At 71.8% G+C, this 15,198-nt stretch carries 11 protein-coding genes; 4 read left to right on the plus strand and 7 right to left on the minus strand.

The genetic code is table 11. The features are described 5' to 3' along the window. Positions 1 to 339 precede the first annotated feature (339 nt). Positions 340 to 1,134 (plus strand): hypothetical protein, encoded by a 795-nt coding sequence (locus ABZ842_RS22985; RefSeq protein ID WP_361539573.1) that lies wholly within the window; start codon positions 340 to 342, stop codon positions 1,132 to 1,134. Positions 1,135 to 1,223: 89 nt separating this feature from the next. Next, complete coding sequence (locus tag ABZ842_RS22990; protein WP_361539576.1) at positions 1,224 to 1,979, plus strand: hypothetical protein; 756 nt, start codon at positions 1,224 to 1,226, stop codon at positions 1,977 to 1,979. Positions 1,980 to 2,031: 52 nt separating this feature from the next. Here the strand turns inward: ABZ842_RS22990 and mnhG are convergent, their stop codons facing one another. The 7 genes from mnhG to ABZ842_RS23025 form a co-directional block, all read right to left on the minus strand. Further along, positions 2,032 to 2,409, minus strand: coding sequence for a monovalent cation/H(+) antiporter subunit G (gene mnhG / locus ABZ842_RS22995; RefSeq protein WP_361539579.1), 378 nt, complete (start codon positions 2,407 to 2,409; stop codon positions 2,032 to 2,034). After that, positions 2,406 to 2,723 (minus strand): MrpF/PhaF family protein, encoded by a 318-nt coding sequence (locus ABZ842_RS23000; protein WP_361539582.1) that lies wholly within the window; start codon positions 2,721 to 2,723, stop codon positions 2,406 to 2,408. The genes mnhG and ABZ842_RS23000 overlap by 4 nt, the downstream gene beginning before the upstream one ends. Continuing rightward, positions 2,720 to 3,325, minus strand: coding sequence for a Na+/H+ antiporter subunit E (locus ABZ842_RS23005; protein ID WP_361539585.1), 606 nt, complete (start codon positions 3,323 to 3,325; stop codon positions 2,720 to 2,722). The genes ABZ842_RS23000 and ABZ842_RS23005 overlap by 4 nt, the downstream gene beginning before the upstream one ends. Positions 3,326 to 3,332: 7 nt before the next feature. Beyond that, entirely contained in the window at positions 3,333 to 4,988 is a 1,656-nt protein-coding gene (locus ABZ842_RS23010; protein WP_361539587.1) for a Na+/H+ antiporter subunit D, read from the minus strand. After that, complete coding sequence (locus ABZ842_RS23015; RefSeq protein WP_361539590.1) at positions 4,985 to 5,569, minus strand: Na(+)/H(+) antiporter subunit C; 585 nt, start codon at positions 5,567 to 5,569, stop codon at positions 4,985 to 4,987. Before ABZ842_RS23015 ends, ABZ842_RS23010 begins: the two co-directional genes overlap by 4 nt. Further along, a complete protein-coding gene (locus tag ABZ842_RS23020) occupies positions 5,566 to 8,472 on the minus strand; it encodes a Na+/H+ antiporter subunit A (RefSeq protein ID WP_361539593.1) in 2,907 nt (968 codons plus the stop codon). The genes ABZ842_RS23015 and ABZ842_RS23020 overlap by 4 nt, the downstream gene beginning before the upstream one ends. A gap of 190 nt (positions 8,473 to 8,662) precedes the next feature. Beyond that, the gene (locus ABZ842_RS23025; RefSeq protein ID WP_361539596.1) at positions 8,663 to 11,308 is read right to left on the minus strand and encodes a hypothetical protein; all 2,646 of its coding nucleotides are present in this window, start codon (positions 11,306 to 11,308) and stop codon (positions 8,663 to 8,665) included. A 514-nt stretch (positions 11,309 to 11,822) separates the two neighbouring features. On the opposite strand from ABZ842_RS23025, the gene ABZ842_RS23030 reads away from it, so the two are divergent. Beyond that, positions 11,823 to 13,775, plus strand: a complete 1,953-nt coding sequence (locus ABZ842_RS23030; RefSeq protein ID WP_361539599.1) for a BREX system ATP-binding domain-containing protein — start codon at positions 11,823 to 11,825, stop codon at positions 13,773 to 13,775. A gap of 80 nt (positions 13,776 to 13,855) precedes the next feature. Next, positions 13,856 to 15,196, plus strand: a complete 1,341-nt coding sequence (locus tag ABZ842_RS23035; protein ID WP_361539602.1) for an RICIN domain-containing protein — start codon at positions 13,856 to 13,858, stop codon at positions 15,194 to 15,196. Positions 15,197 to 15,198 lie beyond the last annotated feature (2 nt).

Genomic DNA, 15,198 nt, shown 5'->3' on the forward strand with positions numbered 1-15,198 from the left:
GCAGGGCGCTGGAGACGAGATGGCACCCAGGGCCGAGGTGGTGGACCGCAACCCGGGGCGTACGGCTGAGAGGTCGGCGTACCACCTCAGTTGCGGCGCACTCGCAACTGCCGGCCGATGTTCGCCTGCCGCGACTGCGGCAGTGTGAGAGGCATCCACTCCCTCCCCGGTGCGGGCCTCGCACCGGAGACATCACAGGGAGCCTCTTGAGGGGAGCGCAAGAACATGCCGAGTCGACGAAGCCTTCTCCTGGCCGGAGCCGCCGCCATCGGAGTCGGACAGTGGTCCGGCGTGCCTGCCGCACAGGCACGGACACGGGACCGCCCGCGATCGGCACAGGTGCTGCACATCGTCACCGGCGAGGACGGATTCACCTCACCTGCACACGCGTTCGCCGGCCCCGTGGCCTTCCAGTTGAGGACCACCAGCATGCGCACCGGGCATGTCGGCGTCGCCCGGCTGCGGGCCGGGGCGACGGAAGCGCAGTTCCGAGCCCGGCTCCGACGGGTCTTCGCCACCGAGGGCCAGGACACCATCAAGGCCGCCCGCGCCCTGATGGCGACGGCCGAGTTGTACGGCGGGGGCATCACCCACCCCGGCACGGACACCCGCTTCACGGTGCCGCTGCCCCCGGGCCGGTACCTCGTCTACGAATACCTCGACTTCGAGGGCCCCCGTGGCCGCGACCCGCAGCCCGGCCAAGAGCACCTGCGCCCGCTCACGGTGCATCCACCGACGGCCGCTGTTTCGCGGCCTCCCTGCGCCACCCTCACCGCCGTCGACATACCCGACCAGGGCCCGCGCTTCCTCCTGGACGGCCACGCAGCCTCAGGCGCCCCACTGCGCTACGTGAACCGCATGCAGGACCAGGTCGACGAAGCAATGTTCTGCCCGGTCACCGACGACTCGGTGACCGAGAAGGACATCCAAGCCTTCTTCGACGGCACCGGCGGCGCACCCCCGTTCGACCTGAGCAAGTGGCTGGGCACACCACCGCTGTCACCCGGACGCGAGGTGCTGCTCACCATGCCGCTGCCCCCCGGCCGGTACGCGGCGATCACCTGGGTCTCCAGCATCCACGACGCCCGTCCCCTCAGCATGCACGGACAGCACCGCATCGTGGTGGTCCGCTGAAGGCGAGCCGACCCGTCGCCGAAGCCGCTGCCCCTTGGAGCACCCCGATGTTGAGTGGAGTGTCAGTGCAGACGTCTACTGTGCGGCCCATGGAGACGATCTACCAAACATGGGCGGAGACGGTCGCGCTGTTCGAGCGGCGTGGCTTCCCGCAGGAGACGTACAACACCCTGGACGAGGAGGAGTACATCCTGCACCCGGGGCCCGCGGCGCTGCCCGGCTCCCTCTGGTTGGACGACCACCAGTACCGGCACCAAAACCCCTGGATCAAGGCGGGCGGTCGACCCGAGTACGAAGGAATCGACGGAGCCGTCACCGGCTACGTCATCGACGGCGACCTCCACGTCGGCGGAAACGTCCTCAACCTGGACTACGGCAGCCCGTCATTGATCGTGCTCGGAGACCTGAAGGTCGCCAACCTCGTCCTGACCGGCACCTCACACCTCCTGGTCCAGGGCAACATCGAGGTCGAGACCTTCCTCGGCAACTCCACCGAACAACACGTCGAAGTCCTCGGCGACCTGCGTGCCACGCTCGCGATCATGTGGGACGAGTTCCTTCCCGAGATCGCCGGACGCCTACACGGTCGGGCCCTCCTCCCCGACTACGTCGACCTCGACGGCTGCGGCCTGACCGTCGAGGACCCGACGCCCCACGCCGGCCTGGCCGACCTCCTGCTGCCGGAAGTCCTCCTCGCCGCCGGCCAATCCCCCGGCGAGGACCTCTACCTCGCCGACGCGGGCCTGCGCTACGACCACATGATCGACCGCATGGTGCAGGGGCTCCCCGTAACCCGCGGTGGGCGCACCGTCGCCCCGTTGGAGGAACTGCCGCCACGGGGATAGGAGTTCACGAAATGAGCCGATCGAAGGGCCGCGACCAACTCGATGCGCGACGTCACACGGCCCCGTCGTCCTTCGGCTGCGGCGCGGTGCTGAGCTGTTCGTCCAACTCGTCGAAGACCAGACCCTCCCGGCCCGCATACCCCGTGCGGTACGCCACCCGAGCCACCAGGTGCGCCGCCACCGGCCCGGTCAGCAGTTGGAAGAAGCCCACCAGGCCCAGGGTGCCCAGGTCGATGCCGCTGCGCAGCCGGAGCGCCACCCCCATCAGCACCAGCAGCATCCCCAAGGCCTGCGGGTTGGTCGCGGCATGGCTGCGGGAGAGCACATCGGGCATGAGGACCATGCCGAGTGCGCCGAACAGGCTGACCGCGGCCCCCACGAAGAGCAGCACGGCTCCCGCGGTGTCCGCGGCCTGGGCCCAGTTGTTCATCGCCTTCCCTTCCTGCTGCGCGGCTGGTCCGGTGCACGGTCTCGGACGGCGATGAAGCGGGCGATGCCCACCGACCCGGTGAAGCCGAGGAAGGCCAGCACGAGCATCGCGGGAAAGTAGAAGGAGTCCCGACTCAGGGCCGAGCGGACGCCGATCCCCGCGATCATCAAGGCGGCGCACACGTCGAGGGCCATGGCCCGGTCGAGCATGGACGGCCCGCGCCACACCCGGTAGAGCACCAGCGCCCCGGCGATCAACAACAGTGCGGCGGCGGCCACCAGCAGGACCCGGTCCACGGTCTGTGCGGGCGTCATCGAGGGCTCCGGGGCTGAGGCGGCGGCTGGCGCACCCGGGCGATCTCCGCCCGGTCGCCGAAGGCGCGAACGACCAGTTCCTCCATCCGCCACACCCCCTGCCGTGCCCGCTCGGGCGTCGCGGGATCGTCGGCTTCGAGGACGTGTACGAACAGCGTGGCCTGTGAGCGGTGCACCTCGACGACGGAACTGTCGGGCACGTTGGACACGGCGATGGCGGTCGCGGTGAGCATCAGATCGCCGCGGCAGCGCAGCGGAACGGCGAGCACTCCCGCTCGAAACGGCCGGCGGTCCACCATCTGGTGCGACACCTTGACCCCGGCCGTGTACATCTCCCACAGCAGTCGGAGCGTCAACCGGGCGATGCCCACGGGATGCAACCGCAGCCCGATGTTGACCTGCGGCAGCGGGAACACCAGACACACCACGACCGCCACCACCACTCCGGTGATCGCGTTCGGGAGGCTGAGCGTGCCCCACAACAACATCCACACCACGGTCAGCCAGGCGATCAGGGGCAGGTCGAGGACCCGGCGTCGGCGCCCCACCACCACACAGCTGAAGGGAGGCAGGTTGGGGTCGCGAAAACGCAGCGAGATCACGGGAGCTTCATGGGCCGAGCACCGCCTCGATGTAGGGGGAGCGTTGCAGGAGTTCGGCTGCCGCCCGCTCGGTGAGGGCAGTGAAGGGATCGCCCAACACCGTGTAGGCCAGCGACAGCACGACCAGGGCGAAGGTCGCCCACGTCATGCTGCGGGGCAGCCGGTCGGTGGTCGTCGTGATGGTCCGCCCGGACAGCGTCGCCGTGACCGCCTGCCCCGCGGGCGCCGGCCGCCGCGCGGACGCCCCGTCACCCGAGCCGGCGTCCGTGTCGGCGTCCGTGTCGCCCTGGTCCTCGTCCGGGTCCACCTCCTCCAGCACCGTGCCCCGGGCGGGCCGGCCAGGGGGAGCCGCGCGCCAGAACGCCAGGTTCCACACCTTCGCCATCACGTACAGCGTCAACAGGCTGGTCAGGGACGCCGCGGCGACCAGCAGGTACGGCAGGACCCCGCCGTCCGCGACGCCCGCGCGCAGCAGTTGCAGCTTCCCGATGAACCCGGACATCGGCGGAATGCCCGCGAGGTTCAGCGCGGGCACCAGGAACAGCGCCGCCAACGCGGGCGCAGCCCGGGTCAGCCCGCCCACCCGGGTCAGCTCCGTCGTCCCCGTACGACGTTCGATCAACCCCGCCACCAGGAACAGCGCGGTCTGCACGGTGATGTGGTGGACGACGTAGACGATCGCTCCGCCGAGTCCGGCGCGGGTACCCACCCCGATGCCGAAGATCATGTAGCCGATGTGGCTGATCAGCACGAAGGACAGGACCCGTTTGAGATCGGTCTGCGCCACCGCGCCGAGGATGCCGATCACCAGCGAGGCGAGGGCCGCCCACATCAGCAGGTTCGCCAGCTGGTTGCCGGGGAACAGGAGGGTCTCGACGCGTAGGACGCAGTACACGCCGACCTTGGTGAGGAGTCCGGCGAACACCGCGGTGACGGGCGCCGGCGTCGTCGGGTAGGAGTCGGGCAGCCACGCCGCGAGCGGGAAGACGGCGGCCTTCACCGCGAAGACCGTCAGGAGCGTCGCTTCCAACAGGGTGCGCACCCCGATGGGGAGTGCGGTGAGGCGCTCGGCGAGTTGGCCGAGGCTGACGGTGCCCGCCGCCGCGTAGGTGAGCGCGACCGCGGTGAAGAACACCATCGAGGAGACCAGGGACACCAGGACGTAGGTCGCGCCGGCCCGCAGGCGTGCGGCCGTGCCGCCGAGGGTGAGCAGGACGAAGCTCGCCACCAGCATGATCTCGAAGCCGACGTAGAGGTTGACGAGGTCGCCGGCGAGGAAGGTGCAGGACACTCCGGCCACGAGGACCATGTACGCGGGATGGTAGATCGCCAGTGGCGACTGTTCTTCCCGGTCGGCCATGCCCTGGCCGATGGAGTACACCAAGACGCACAGGGTGACTGCTGCCGACACCGTCAGCATGAGTGCCGAGAGCCGGTCCGCGACGAGGGTGATGCCCACGGGCGGGGCGAAGTCTCCGAGGTGCATGGCGAGGGGGCCGTTGCGGTCCGCCGCGATGAGCATGGCCAGGGAGAGACCGAGGACGGCGCTGAGGACGAGGACGCCGACCGCGCGTTGCGCCCGGGGGAAGCGGGTGCCGAGGGCCAATTCGAAGCCGGCCGCGAGGAGCGGCAGGAGCACGGGCAGGGGGACGAGCGCGTTCACCGGTCGGCCCCCTCGGACGTCTCACGGTCGGCGGGGTCTTCGCCGAGGATGTCGTTCCACAGGTCCCCCGACGCGTCCCGGGCCCGTGCCTGCAGCGCCCGGTCCTCGCGGAGCACCCCCCTCAGCCGTCGGCGCTCGGTGCGGTAGGCGTCCCGGTCGCCCTCTGGCCCCCGCCCCCGGGGGCCGTGCTGTTCCCGCAGCGCGGAGCGTTGCTCCTGGACGTCGGCGCGCAGCGCGATCCGACGGTCTTCGATGTCGTCCATGACCTCGTCGGTTCCGTTCACCCGCTGGCTGCGGTAGGCGATCGTCAGGAGGAACGCCGTGGTGGCCAGGGTGATGACGATGGCGGTCAACGCGATGGCCTGCGGCAGCGGGTCGCTGACCCGCGTCGGATCGATCCTGGGGTAGAGCAGTGGCGCTGACCCTGCGGGCCCGCTGGCGGCCAGGAGGAGCACGTTGATGCCGTTGCTCAAGATCACCGCGCCGATGAGGATGCGGGTCAGCGCGCGCATCAGCAACAGGACGCCGCCCACCGCACACAGCAGGGCCCCCGTCACCAACAGGGTGAGGCTGACGCTCACCGGCCGGACTCCTTCGCCTTCTCGCGGGCCTCCCGCTCGATCTGTCGGTCGATGCGCGCGCCGAGGGCCCGCACGATGTCCAGGACCACACCGAGGACGAGGAGGTAGACCCCGGTGTCGAAGAAGATGGGCGTACCGATGTGGATGTGTCCGAAGACGGGGAGCCGGGTCTCGTAGGTCAGCGGGTGGAGCACGGCGCCCTCGACGAGCCCGAGGGCGGCGACGGACGCCGACAGCAGGAGCCCGAGTCCGGTCAGCAGCCCGGGGTGGCCGGGTGCCGCGTCGGCCAGTTCGTATCGGCCACCGGCCAGGTAGCGCGCCATCATCGCGAGCCCCGCGACCAACCCCGCGACGAACCCGCCGCCGGGGAGGTTCTCCGCGCACAGCAGCAGGTACACGGAGAGCACCAGGATCGGGTGGAACACCAGCCGGGCCACCACTTCGAAGACCACGGAGCGGTACTCGGGGGCGAGGGTCCGTCCGGCGGCCAGCCAGGTCCGCTCGGGTGCGGTGTCGTCGGCCACCGGCCCGCGGACCTCGAAGTGCGAGCCGTACGACCACGCGGTGGGGGCGCCCGCCGCCCCGGGCTCGACCGGCTCCACCTGCTCGGCCCGCTCCGGTGCGCCGGTGCGCCGGTGTACGTAGATCAGGCTGGTGACGCCGACCGCAGCGACGGCCAGGACCGCCGATTCGCCGAGGGTGTCCCAGGCCCGGAACTCCACGAGGGTCGTCGCCACGACTTCCTTCACTCCGTGCTCGGCGGTGGCCGTCACCAGCGCGCCGCCCGTGGGTGTGGCGTTCCGGGCGGCGGCCACGACCCACAGGGTGGTCGCGACCACGGCGGAGGCGATCAGGGCGAGGGGAACGCGCATGAGGAGCCTGCGGCGGCTGATGGTCTCCTGGAAGTACACCGGCATCCTGCGCAACACCAGGACGAAGACCAGCAACGCGACGGTCTCGACGCAGAACTGGGTGAGCGCCAGGTCGGGCGCGCCGTGCACGACGAACAGCAGGGCGGTGCCGTACCCGGTCAGGCCGGCCAGCACCACCACCTTCATCCGCCGCTGCACCGGTAGGCACAACAGGGCGGCGGCGCACGTCAGTAGCGCGATGGCGCCCTGCGCGCCGGAGTCCCACAACCTCGGCGCCACGGCCCCGGCCCAGGGCTCGTCGACCAGGAGCACCGCGATCTGCCCACCGAGGAGCACGCTCAGCACGGTCGCCAAGTACACCGAGACGGAGCCACGTTGGAAGAGTCCGGTCACCTGGAGGGAGAGCCGCTCCAGTCCCAGCAGCCCCAGCCCGAAAACCCGGTCCGCGGTGGGCCAGGCGAGCCGACGGGACAGCCGCACCACGGGATCGCGCAGCAGGAACAGCACCACGCCTCCCGCCCACGCCGCGGCCGACAGCAGCAGTGCGGTGCCCAGCCCGTGCCACAGCGACAGCGAGTACGGGTGCGCCGGCGCCGGGAACGCCGACGCGTAGGCCCCCAGCAGCCCGTTCCACCACGACACCCCCGGACCGAAGACCACGCACGCCAGGGCGAGCAACGCCGGGGGACCCAAGAACGCGGGGCTCACCCGATGGACCGGGGTGTCGTCGAGCCCCGGTTTGCGGGCGAAGGCACCCCACAGAAAACGGAGGGTGTACGCACAGGTGAGGGCCGATCCGACGGTGGCGACGGCGAGGACCCAGCGGTCGGTGGTGTTCCCGTGGAGGAGGGCCTCGAAGGCCGCTTCCTTGGCGGCGAACCCGAGCAGCGGCGGGAGCGCCGCCATCGACGCCCCGGCGACCACCGCGGTCGCCGCCACCCACGGCAACGCCCGTCTCACCCCCGACAGTCGCCGCAGGTTGCGGGTGCCGGTGGCGTGGTCAACGATGCCGGTGACGAGGAACAGCGGGGCCTTGAACAGCGCGTGCGCGAGGATCAACACCGCGGCGGCGAGCGCGGCGTCCCGGTTACCGATCCCGGCGAGGACGGTGAGGAAGCCGAGTTGACTGACCGTGCCGTACGCCAGGACCAGCTTGAGGTCCCCCAGCCGCAGCGCCCGCCAGCCGCCCAACAGCATCGTCGCCGACCCGAGCACCAACAGCACCGGCCGCCACGGGGGAACGTCCGCGAAGGCCGGCGCCAACCGGGCCACCAGGTACACCCCCGCCTTCACCATCGCCGCGGCGTGCAGGTAGGCGCTGACCGGCGTCGGCGCGGCCATCGCGTTGGGCAGCCACACGCTGAACGGCCAGATCGCCGACTTCGACAGGGCCCCCAGGAGCACCAGCACGATGGCCGCGGACACCGTGGCGGAGGCCGCGGGAGGGTCGGCGAGCAGCTCCGAGATCCGGTAAGTGCCCGCTTCCTGCCCGAGCATCAGGAACCCGACGAGCATCGCCAGGCCGCCCAGCGTGGTCACCGTCAGCGCCTGGAGCGCGGCACGACGGTTCTGCTTGCGTTCGCTGTCGTAGCCGATCAGCAGGTAGGAGAAGACGGTCGTCAGTTCCCAGAAGACGTACAAGACGATCAGGTCGTCAGCGAGCACCAGGCCGAGCATGGCGCCGGCGAAGGCCAGCAGATTGCCCGCGAACCCGCCGAGCCGGGGCGCCCCGTCGTCGAAGTACCGCACGCAGTACAACAGCACCAACGCACCGACCCCGGCCGCCAGCACCACCATGAGCAGCGCCAACGCGTCCAGCCTCAGCGCGATCCACACGTCGTACGCCGGAAGCCATCCGATCGACCAACTCACCGCCCCGCCGGCGGCGGCCGTACCCCACTGGGCGAGGGCCCAGCCGAGGGCGGCGGCGGGCGGCACCGCCAGCAGGACGAAGGCCCGCGTACCCAACCGCCGCACCAAGGGACCGGCGAACGCGGCGAGCAGGAAGTGAGCGAGGATCAGCGCCGCCATGCGGCCCCGGGAACCGACGGACCGCGCACAGCGGTCCGATCAGGGCGAGGGACAGCGAGCATGGAGCATTGCTATAAGCCCCGCACGCATTTCGCGCTTTGACGCGCCGTCCCCGCCCTCGACCCGTGATGAGGTGCGTTCTTCTGGCCCAGCCGCGCTCCTCGTGCGGTGCGGGAACGCGGGCTCGGCTTCACTCCATCGTGGACAGGGCCCGTAGCTCGTCGGCGGTGCAGGGCAGGCCGTTGTAGCGGAGCACTTCGTTCATGTCGACGTTGATGACGCTTCCGTCGCCGGCGTGGTCGGCGAGGACCGTGACGACCTTGCGCTGGTCGTCGGTGAGCGGTGCGCCCTCGGCGTAGGCGTCCGTGGGGAACACGATGTCGAGGAGGGACCGGGCCAGCGAAGGAGCGGTGAACGAGCTCGCCTTCCCCAACAGGGCGCACATCTCGTCCAGACAGTCCCCGGAGTGCTCAGGCGCGAGTCGGGCGAGGGCGCTGAGCGCATCGGCGGACGCGTCGCCTTCGGCGAACCAGTGTGCGCCGAAACCATCGAGGTCGGACGGGTCGCTGAGAGCGTCGGTGAGCAGCGGCAGCGCATCGGGCAGCGGATGCGCGCCGATGCGGACCCAGGTGAGTGCGGCGCAGAAGGCGAGGAGCGGGTCGTGGTCCTTGAGGAACGGCTCGACCAGAGCGCGCGTGGCGTCACCGGGCGCAAGGCCCAGGCAGAGCAGCAGATCGGCGAGGATTTCCCGATCGCGCTCGCCCTCCTGGGCCGCTTCGACGGCCAGACGGTCCCGCAAGGCGGCGGTGGCCTCCTCGCCCGGGGCGGCTGCCAGGAGATGGACGGCTATCTGCCGGGTCTTGCGGGGCTTGCCGGCATCGCCGGCGAGTCGGGCCCAGGTCGGTGTCGCGGCGCTGAGCCGGGTGTAGATCTCGTGGTACGCGGGCTCCACGCCGGCCTTCCCGAAGTGCGCCGGCGGATCCTCCACGTCGACGGCCGCGGCGTGGAGTTCCTTGAGCTGCCGCGCGGAATCGGGGCTGCCGTCACGGGTGACGACGCGCAGGACGAACTCCAACAGGTCCTCGTCGTCGGGCCGCTCCGCGACCAGCGCGATCACGAACCGCAGCACCGGGCCGGCGACTTCGGAGACGGTGTGCTGGTGCAGCACGTCGTCCCAGAGCGAACCCAGGGCGTGCGCCGAGGCGAGTTGGTTCGGGACGGCGAGCCCTTTGAGGAGGAAGGGGAAGTCGCCGCCGCCGAAGAAGGTCTCGTACGCGTCCCACTCGACGTCGGCCACGCCCGCCAGGACGTCCGGAAGCGGCATCGTGCGCCAGGCGTGGGCGGCGTGGGCGAAGTCCCCCAGTTCGCCGCTGCGCCGTACGGTCAGTCCGTCGAGGCTGACTTCGGCGTGTTCGGCGCCGTCCGTGCCGTACAGCTTCCACTGCCCCATGGGTCTGCCCTTGCGGCCGGGGCGGACCGGGCCTTCGGCGATCACCGCTCCGGAGGCGTCCAGGCCGCGCCACCATTCGACCGGCTCGTCCTCCACCAGCGCGTTCGACGGCGCGACCTCGCCCCGACGCGTGCCGTCCTCGGCGAACCAGACCTCCGACACCAGGGCGTCGCCGCGTTCGACGCGCTCGACCTCCAGCGCGTCGTCGTGGTGGAAGCGCCGGTGAGCGACGGCGCCGGAGGCGTCCGGCAGGTACTCGGTCTCGGAGTCCCGTCGGCCCCTTTCGTACTCCCGGAGCAGACGCACGGAGCCGTCGGGGGCGTAGCTCCACTCCTTGCTCAGCCGGTCGTGGTTCCAGGGCACGTACTCGCGGCGCAGCGTGGGCAGGCCGGCTGTGAACTCGACGACGATCGGCTGGACTTCCTGGAGGTGCGGCTTGTCCTCCCACAGCCGCCAGGTGCCGAGGGCGGCGCCGGTGCCCGCGTCGACTTCGCCGACGGCCCACGCGTTCAGGCCGGCGACCCACACCGCGTCGTCGGGTACGACGTCGTGCCGCTCCGGCTCGGTGCGCGGATCGGTGAACCCGGCGTGTTGACGGGGAGTTCGTTCGCTCAGCAGGCGTAGCGCGAGCGCAGTACGTCCCTCGTGGGCCGCGTGCAGTGCGGCGCCCGGTGAGGTGCCCAGGCCCAGGGCGAGACACTTCTCGACCGACCGCTCGTCGCCGGCGAGGTCCGCTGCGACCAGGGGATTGCCCTTGCACCTGGTGCTCGTGCAGATGTTCGCGATGAGCCCGCCGTCCAGGGTGTGGTACTCCGCCCCCTTGAACGTGCCGTCGGTCTCCCAGAACCGGTGCAGCCCGGCTTTGCGTTCCTCCCCGCCCGGCTCGAACCGCTGGTCGTACCAGTGGCCGTGCCGGGTCGCGTGCTGGGCGCCCTCGGGAACGTTCGCCGGTCGGGGCGGTATCGGCTCGCCGTCGAGGTCGACCTCCGAGCCGTCGCCGGTGTAGAACCGCTGGCGGACGAAGTACCCGTCGTCGTCGAAGTCCTGGACCATGCGCCGGACGGACTCATGGAGCTGATCCATGGTCGTCTCCTGGGACGGGGCGTCGGCCCGGTGGAGGACCGCGGTGCGCCGCCTGCCCTCTTCCCACTGCCCGTCCATCGCGACGGATCCGTCGTCGTGGTAGCGCAGGTGCCGGCCGTGCATCGCGCCGTCGACCCAGTGGCTGCTCTCGGCGAAGGTCCCGTCGGGCCGCCAGTACCGCCACGCCCCGGTCTTCCCCGCGGCGCCGGTCACCCCCAGGGCCCACCCCCGATCGTCGTCCTCCACCCACACGGCCTCGGCGGGCACGCCTTCGGGACGGTCGGGGATGGTGGATCTGTCCATGCTCATGCTCCTCGTTCCTGCCGAACCCGTCGTACCTGTCGTGGCCGACGATGTGACGGGATGTTAGGCCCACCCACCGACAACGCGTCATCACCAGGGGGAAGGCGCAGTTCGAGGTGGACTCACCCGTGGTCGGGGGCGCACGTACGAACCAGCCGCCGACGTCGTCCCGGACGCCGTGGCCATCAGCGGAAGGGGAGATTCCGAACGGAGCCGCTACCGACGAGTACGGGCACGGAAGACGGGCGGGGACGACCGTTCGGGCACCACGGGAGCGACCGTGTAACGGAACTGTCCTGGCGCCGTCCCAACTGGGCTGCACCAGCGGGTTTCCCGTCCCGCGGGCGTCACCCGGATGGCGTAAGCTGCCGAAGCGCGGCGGGCGGAAGGGGAGTTCCGTGCGCGAACTCCCGGACATGCCGTGCATCCCACACCGAACGGCGTCATCAGGAGGTGGCCGGCTCTCGTGGACACCCGTGACGGTTCCCCCCTGCGATACAGCTTGCTCGGCCCCGTGGAGGTACAGCGCGGTGCCACCGCGCTCGACCTGGGGCCCCGGCAGCGACGGGTGCTGCTGACCCGTCTGCTCATCCAGGACGGGCACTCGGTCTCGCTCACCCAGATCTGCCGCGACTTGTGGGAGGGCGACCAGCCGACGGCCGCCGCGTCCTCGGTGCGCGCCCACGTCAGCCGACTGCGCTCGGCGCTCGACCCGGGGCGACGTGGCCGCTCGGACGTCCTCGTCAGCAGCCGGGACGGGTACGCCCTGCGGATTCCCCGGGAGGCGCGGGACACCACGGTCTTCGAAGAATCCGTCTTAGCGGCCCGCACCGCGTTGCACGCAGGGCAACTGGACCAGGCCGGGCGGCAGCTGGACCGGGCCCTCGGGCTGTGGCGCGGCCCGGCCCTCGGCGAAGCGGCCGACCACGCCTTCGCCCGGCGGGAGAAGACCCGGCTCGACGCCGCCCGCCAGGACGCCCTGGAGCTCCAGGTCACCATCTTGATCAAACAGGCGGACGTGGACCGAGCGGTGCCCGCCGCCATGCGGCTCACCGCCGACGCCCCGCTGCGCGAGACGTCCTGGGCGCTGCTGATGCGCGCGCTGTACGCGGCCGGGCGCCCGGTGGATGCGCTGCGCCAGTACGAGCGGTTCCGCTCCCTGCTCGCGTGCGAGTTGGGACTGGACCCCAGCCCGGGGCTGCGCGACCTGCACACGGCCGTGCTGCGGCACGACATCGATGTCCTGGGCCCTGCGCTGGGCGCGCCGGCGCCGCACCGGCTGACCACCGTTTCGTCGGCCACGGCGCCCCGAGGGCCGCACCTGGTGGGGCGGGCGGAGGAGGTGGCCCAACTCGACGGGCTGCTTGCAGCGGTGGCCGCGGGCGGCACCCAGTGGGCCGTGATCTCCGGCGAGGCCGGCTCCGGCAAGACCCGGCTGTTGGACGAAGTGGCGGCGCGCGCCGCCGACATGGGGCTGCCCGTGGTGCGCGTACGGGGCGGCCGTACGGGCGCCGACGACGGCCAAGGGTCCGCGCCGTCGTGCCCGGTGGTCCGGCTGCTGGACGCGCTGTTGCGGCGGGCGCCCGAGGAGAGCGGCAACGGCGGGGGAGCGGCAGCGCATCCGCACCCGGTGGAGGCGCTCGCCCGCGAGCTGGGCCGGGCGCCCGTGCTGTGTCAACTGGACGACCTGGACGGGGCCTCCCCGGAGAGCTACGCACGGCTGCGACGGCTCGCCGCACTGCTGCGGGACACCCCGGCGGCCGTGGTCTGCACCCTGCGGGACACCGGGACACCGCAGGTCAGCGGCTTGCTCGCGGACTTGGCGCGGCACGGCACGGCCTGGCTGCACCTGGAGCCGCTGACCGACGGCGACGTGGCCGAGCTGCTCACCGTACGCGGGGAGGACCCGGCCGAGGCCCCCGCCCTGCACCGGCGCGCTGCGGGCAATCCGTTCGTCCTGACGGAGCTGTTGCGGCTCGCGCCGGGGCGGCGCACCGGGCCCGGCGCCCGGGTGCCGACGGCGGTGGGCGCCATCGTCCACGCCCGGCTGGCGGGACTGTCCGCGAAGGCCCGCTCCGTCCTCACGCACACCGCCGTCGACGGCGGACGGCTGGACCTCGGGCTGCTCGCCGGGGTCCCGGGCATGGCCCCCGAGCTGCTGCCCGCCCTGGTCGACGACGCCGTCACCGCCGGACTGCTCCTGTGGCACCCGGAGGACGGCGACCCGTTCGCCGGCCACTACCGGCTCCCCGAACTCGTCCAAGAGGTGCTGCTCGACACCCTCACGCCCTCCGGGCGGCAGCTCCTGCACGCCGCGCTGGCCCGCGCCCTGACCGAACGCGACGACACCGACCCGACCCGGCTCGCCGGGCACCTCAGGGCGGCGGGCCCCCTGGCGCCGGTGCCGTCGACCGTCCCGGCCGCCCGCCAAGGGCCCTCTTCGACCACGGGTCGCGACGGACCCTGACCCGAGCACCGAACCGAACCCTCCCACCCTCGTATCCGCATCGCCCCGGGGCAGCGCCGCCGGGACCAGAGGAGAAGTACATGTCCGACCAGCAGAAGGCATCGGGCGAGCCCTCCAACAAGCCGGCGGAATCCGCCGCCGCCCCCGAAGCCGCCGAAGAGAGGCAAGCCGCTGGCGCTCCGGAGCCCGGGGCCGGGGAAGCGGCCCGCTCCGGTGGCAGCCCGCGGGGCCAGGAGTCCCGGAGCACCGAGTCCGGTGCCGCGGGGGCCGCCGAGACGGAAGGCGAGAACGCCAGGACGGCCGAAGCCGCCCGGAAGACCGAGGCCGCAAGGACGTCCGGAGCGGCTGCGAAGCCCGACGAGCCAGAGACCGCGACGGAGCCCGACACCGCCGCGAGGGCAGGGGCGGAGGGCGCCACGGCGGGCGCCGCGCAGACCGGAGCGGCGAGCACCACCACCGTCAGCGCCGGCGGGACGCGGCAGACGGCCGTGGCGGCCCGGACCCGCGAGGGACGCACCGCTGCCGCCGCAGCCGCCGGTTCCGGCGGCGACGCGACCGGCCCCGACGCCGGCGCACCCGGCCGCCCCGGCAAGCCGGTGCTGGCCGGCGCGGCCATGGTCGGCGCCATCCTGGTCGCCGTCCCGCTGCTCATCATGGCGACCGGCAAGGACGAGGAGAAGCAGACTGTCAAAGCCGGGGCGGCCGAGAACATCCTGAAGGACGAGGACGACCCCGCGGGTGACTTCGTCGCCGAGTCGCCCCCGCCCTCGCCGACGAAGTCCGCGCCGGCGAAGGGCAAGGACAAGCAGGCGAGCGGCGCGAAGGCCGACCCGAAGAACGCACAACCACCCGTCGGCCCGGCCGCCCCGCCCAGCCCTTCCTCACGCGCGATGGAGCAGAAGGCGGCGAAGCCGAAGAAGAAGGTGCCGCCGAGCAATCTGCCGTCGGTGCTGACCCGGGTGCTCATCAAGAACAACACCAACGGCACCTGCGTGGACATCCCCGGCTACTCCAGCGGACGCCCGGACACCGAGGTCCACCACTTCACGTGCAACAACAGCCCCAGCGGTGACAACCAGCTCTGGAACGTGGAGCAGCGCTACGCATCGGCCGGGCCCGGCGGGGCGCCGCTGTTCCAGATCCGCAACGTGATGGACAGCATGTGCCTGGACCTCCCCGGTAACGGGGGCGTCGGCGCGGCCACCAAGGTCACCGAGTACCCCTGCAACGGCACCACCAAGGACAACCAGCTCTGGTGGCTGGACAAGCGGGCCGACGGCAAGTTCTGGATTCGCAACGCCGCCAGCAACAACATGTGCCTGGACTCCTACAGCCGCAGCGACAAGGAGCGCCAACTCATCATCTGGCCCTGCGCGCCGGAGGGTCAGAACAACCACGAGTGGCTCTTCACCCGTTCTTGAGC

This window comes from Streptomyces sp. NPDC047315, from assembly GCF_040643215.1.
GTDB lineage: Bacteria > Actinomycetota > Actinomycetes > Streptomycetales > Streptomycetaceae > Streptomyces.

Bases quoted from the DNA above. Each gene is read 5' to 3' on its own strand.
- mnhG (WP_361539579.1), bottom strand. From the start codon at position 2,409: ATGAACAACTGGGCCCAGGCCGCGGACACCGCGGGAGCCGTGCTGCTC.
- ABZ842_RS23025 (WP_361539596.1), bottom strand. From the start codon at position 11,308: ATGGACAGATCCACCATCCCCGACCGTCCCGAAGGCGTGCCCGCCGAG.
- ABZ842_RS22990 (WP_361539576.1), top strand. From the start codon at position 1,224: ATGGAGACGATCTACCAAACATGGGCGGAGACGGTCGCGCTGTTCGAG.
- ABZ842_RS23000 (WP_361539582.1), bottom strand. From the start codon at position 2,723: ATGACGCCCGCACAGACCGTGGACCGGGTCCTGCTGGTGGCCGCCGCC.
- ABZ842_RS23020 (WP_361539593.1), bottom strand. From the start codon at position 8,472: ATGGCGGCGCTGATCCTCGCTCACTTCCTGCTCGCCGCGTTCGCCGGT.
- ABZ842_RS23035 (WP_361539602.1), top strand. From the start codon at position 13,856: ATGTCCGACCAGCAGAAGGCATCGGGCGAGCCCTCCAACAAGCCGGCG.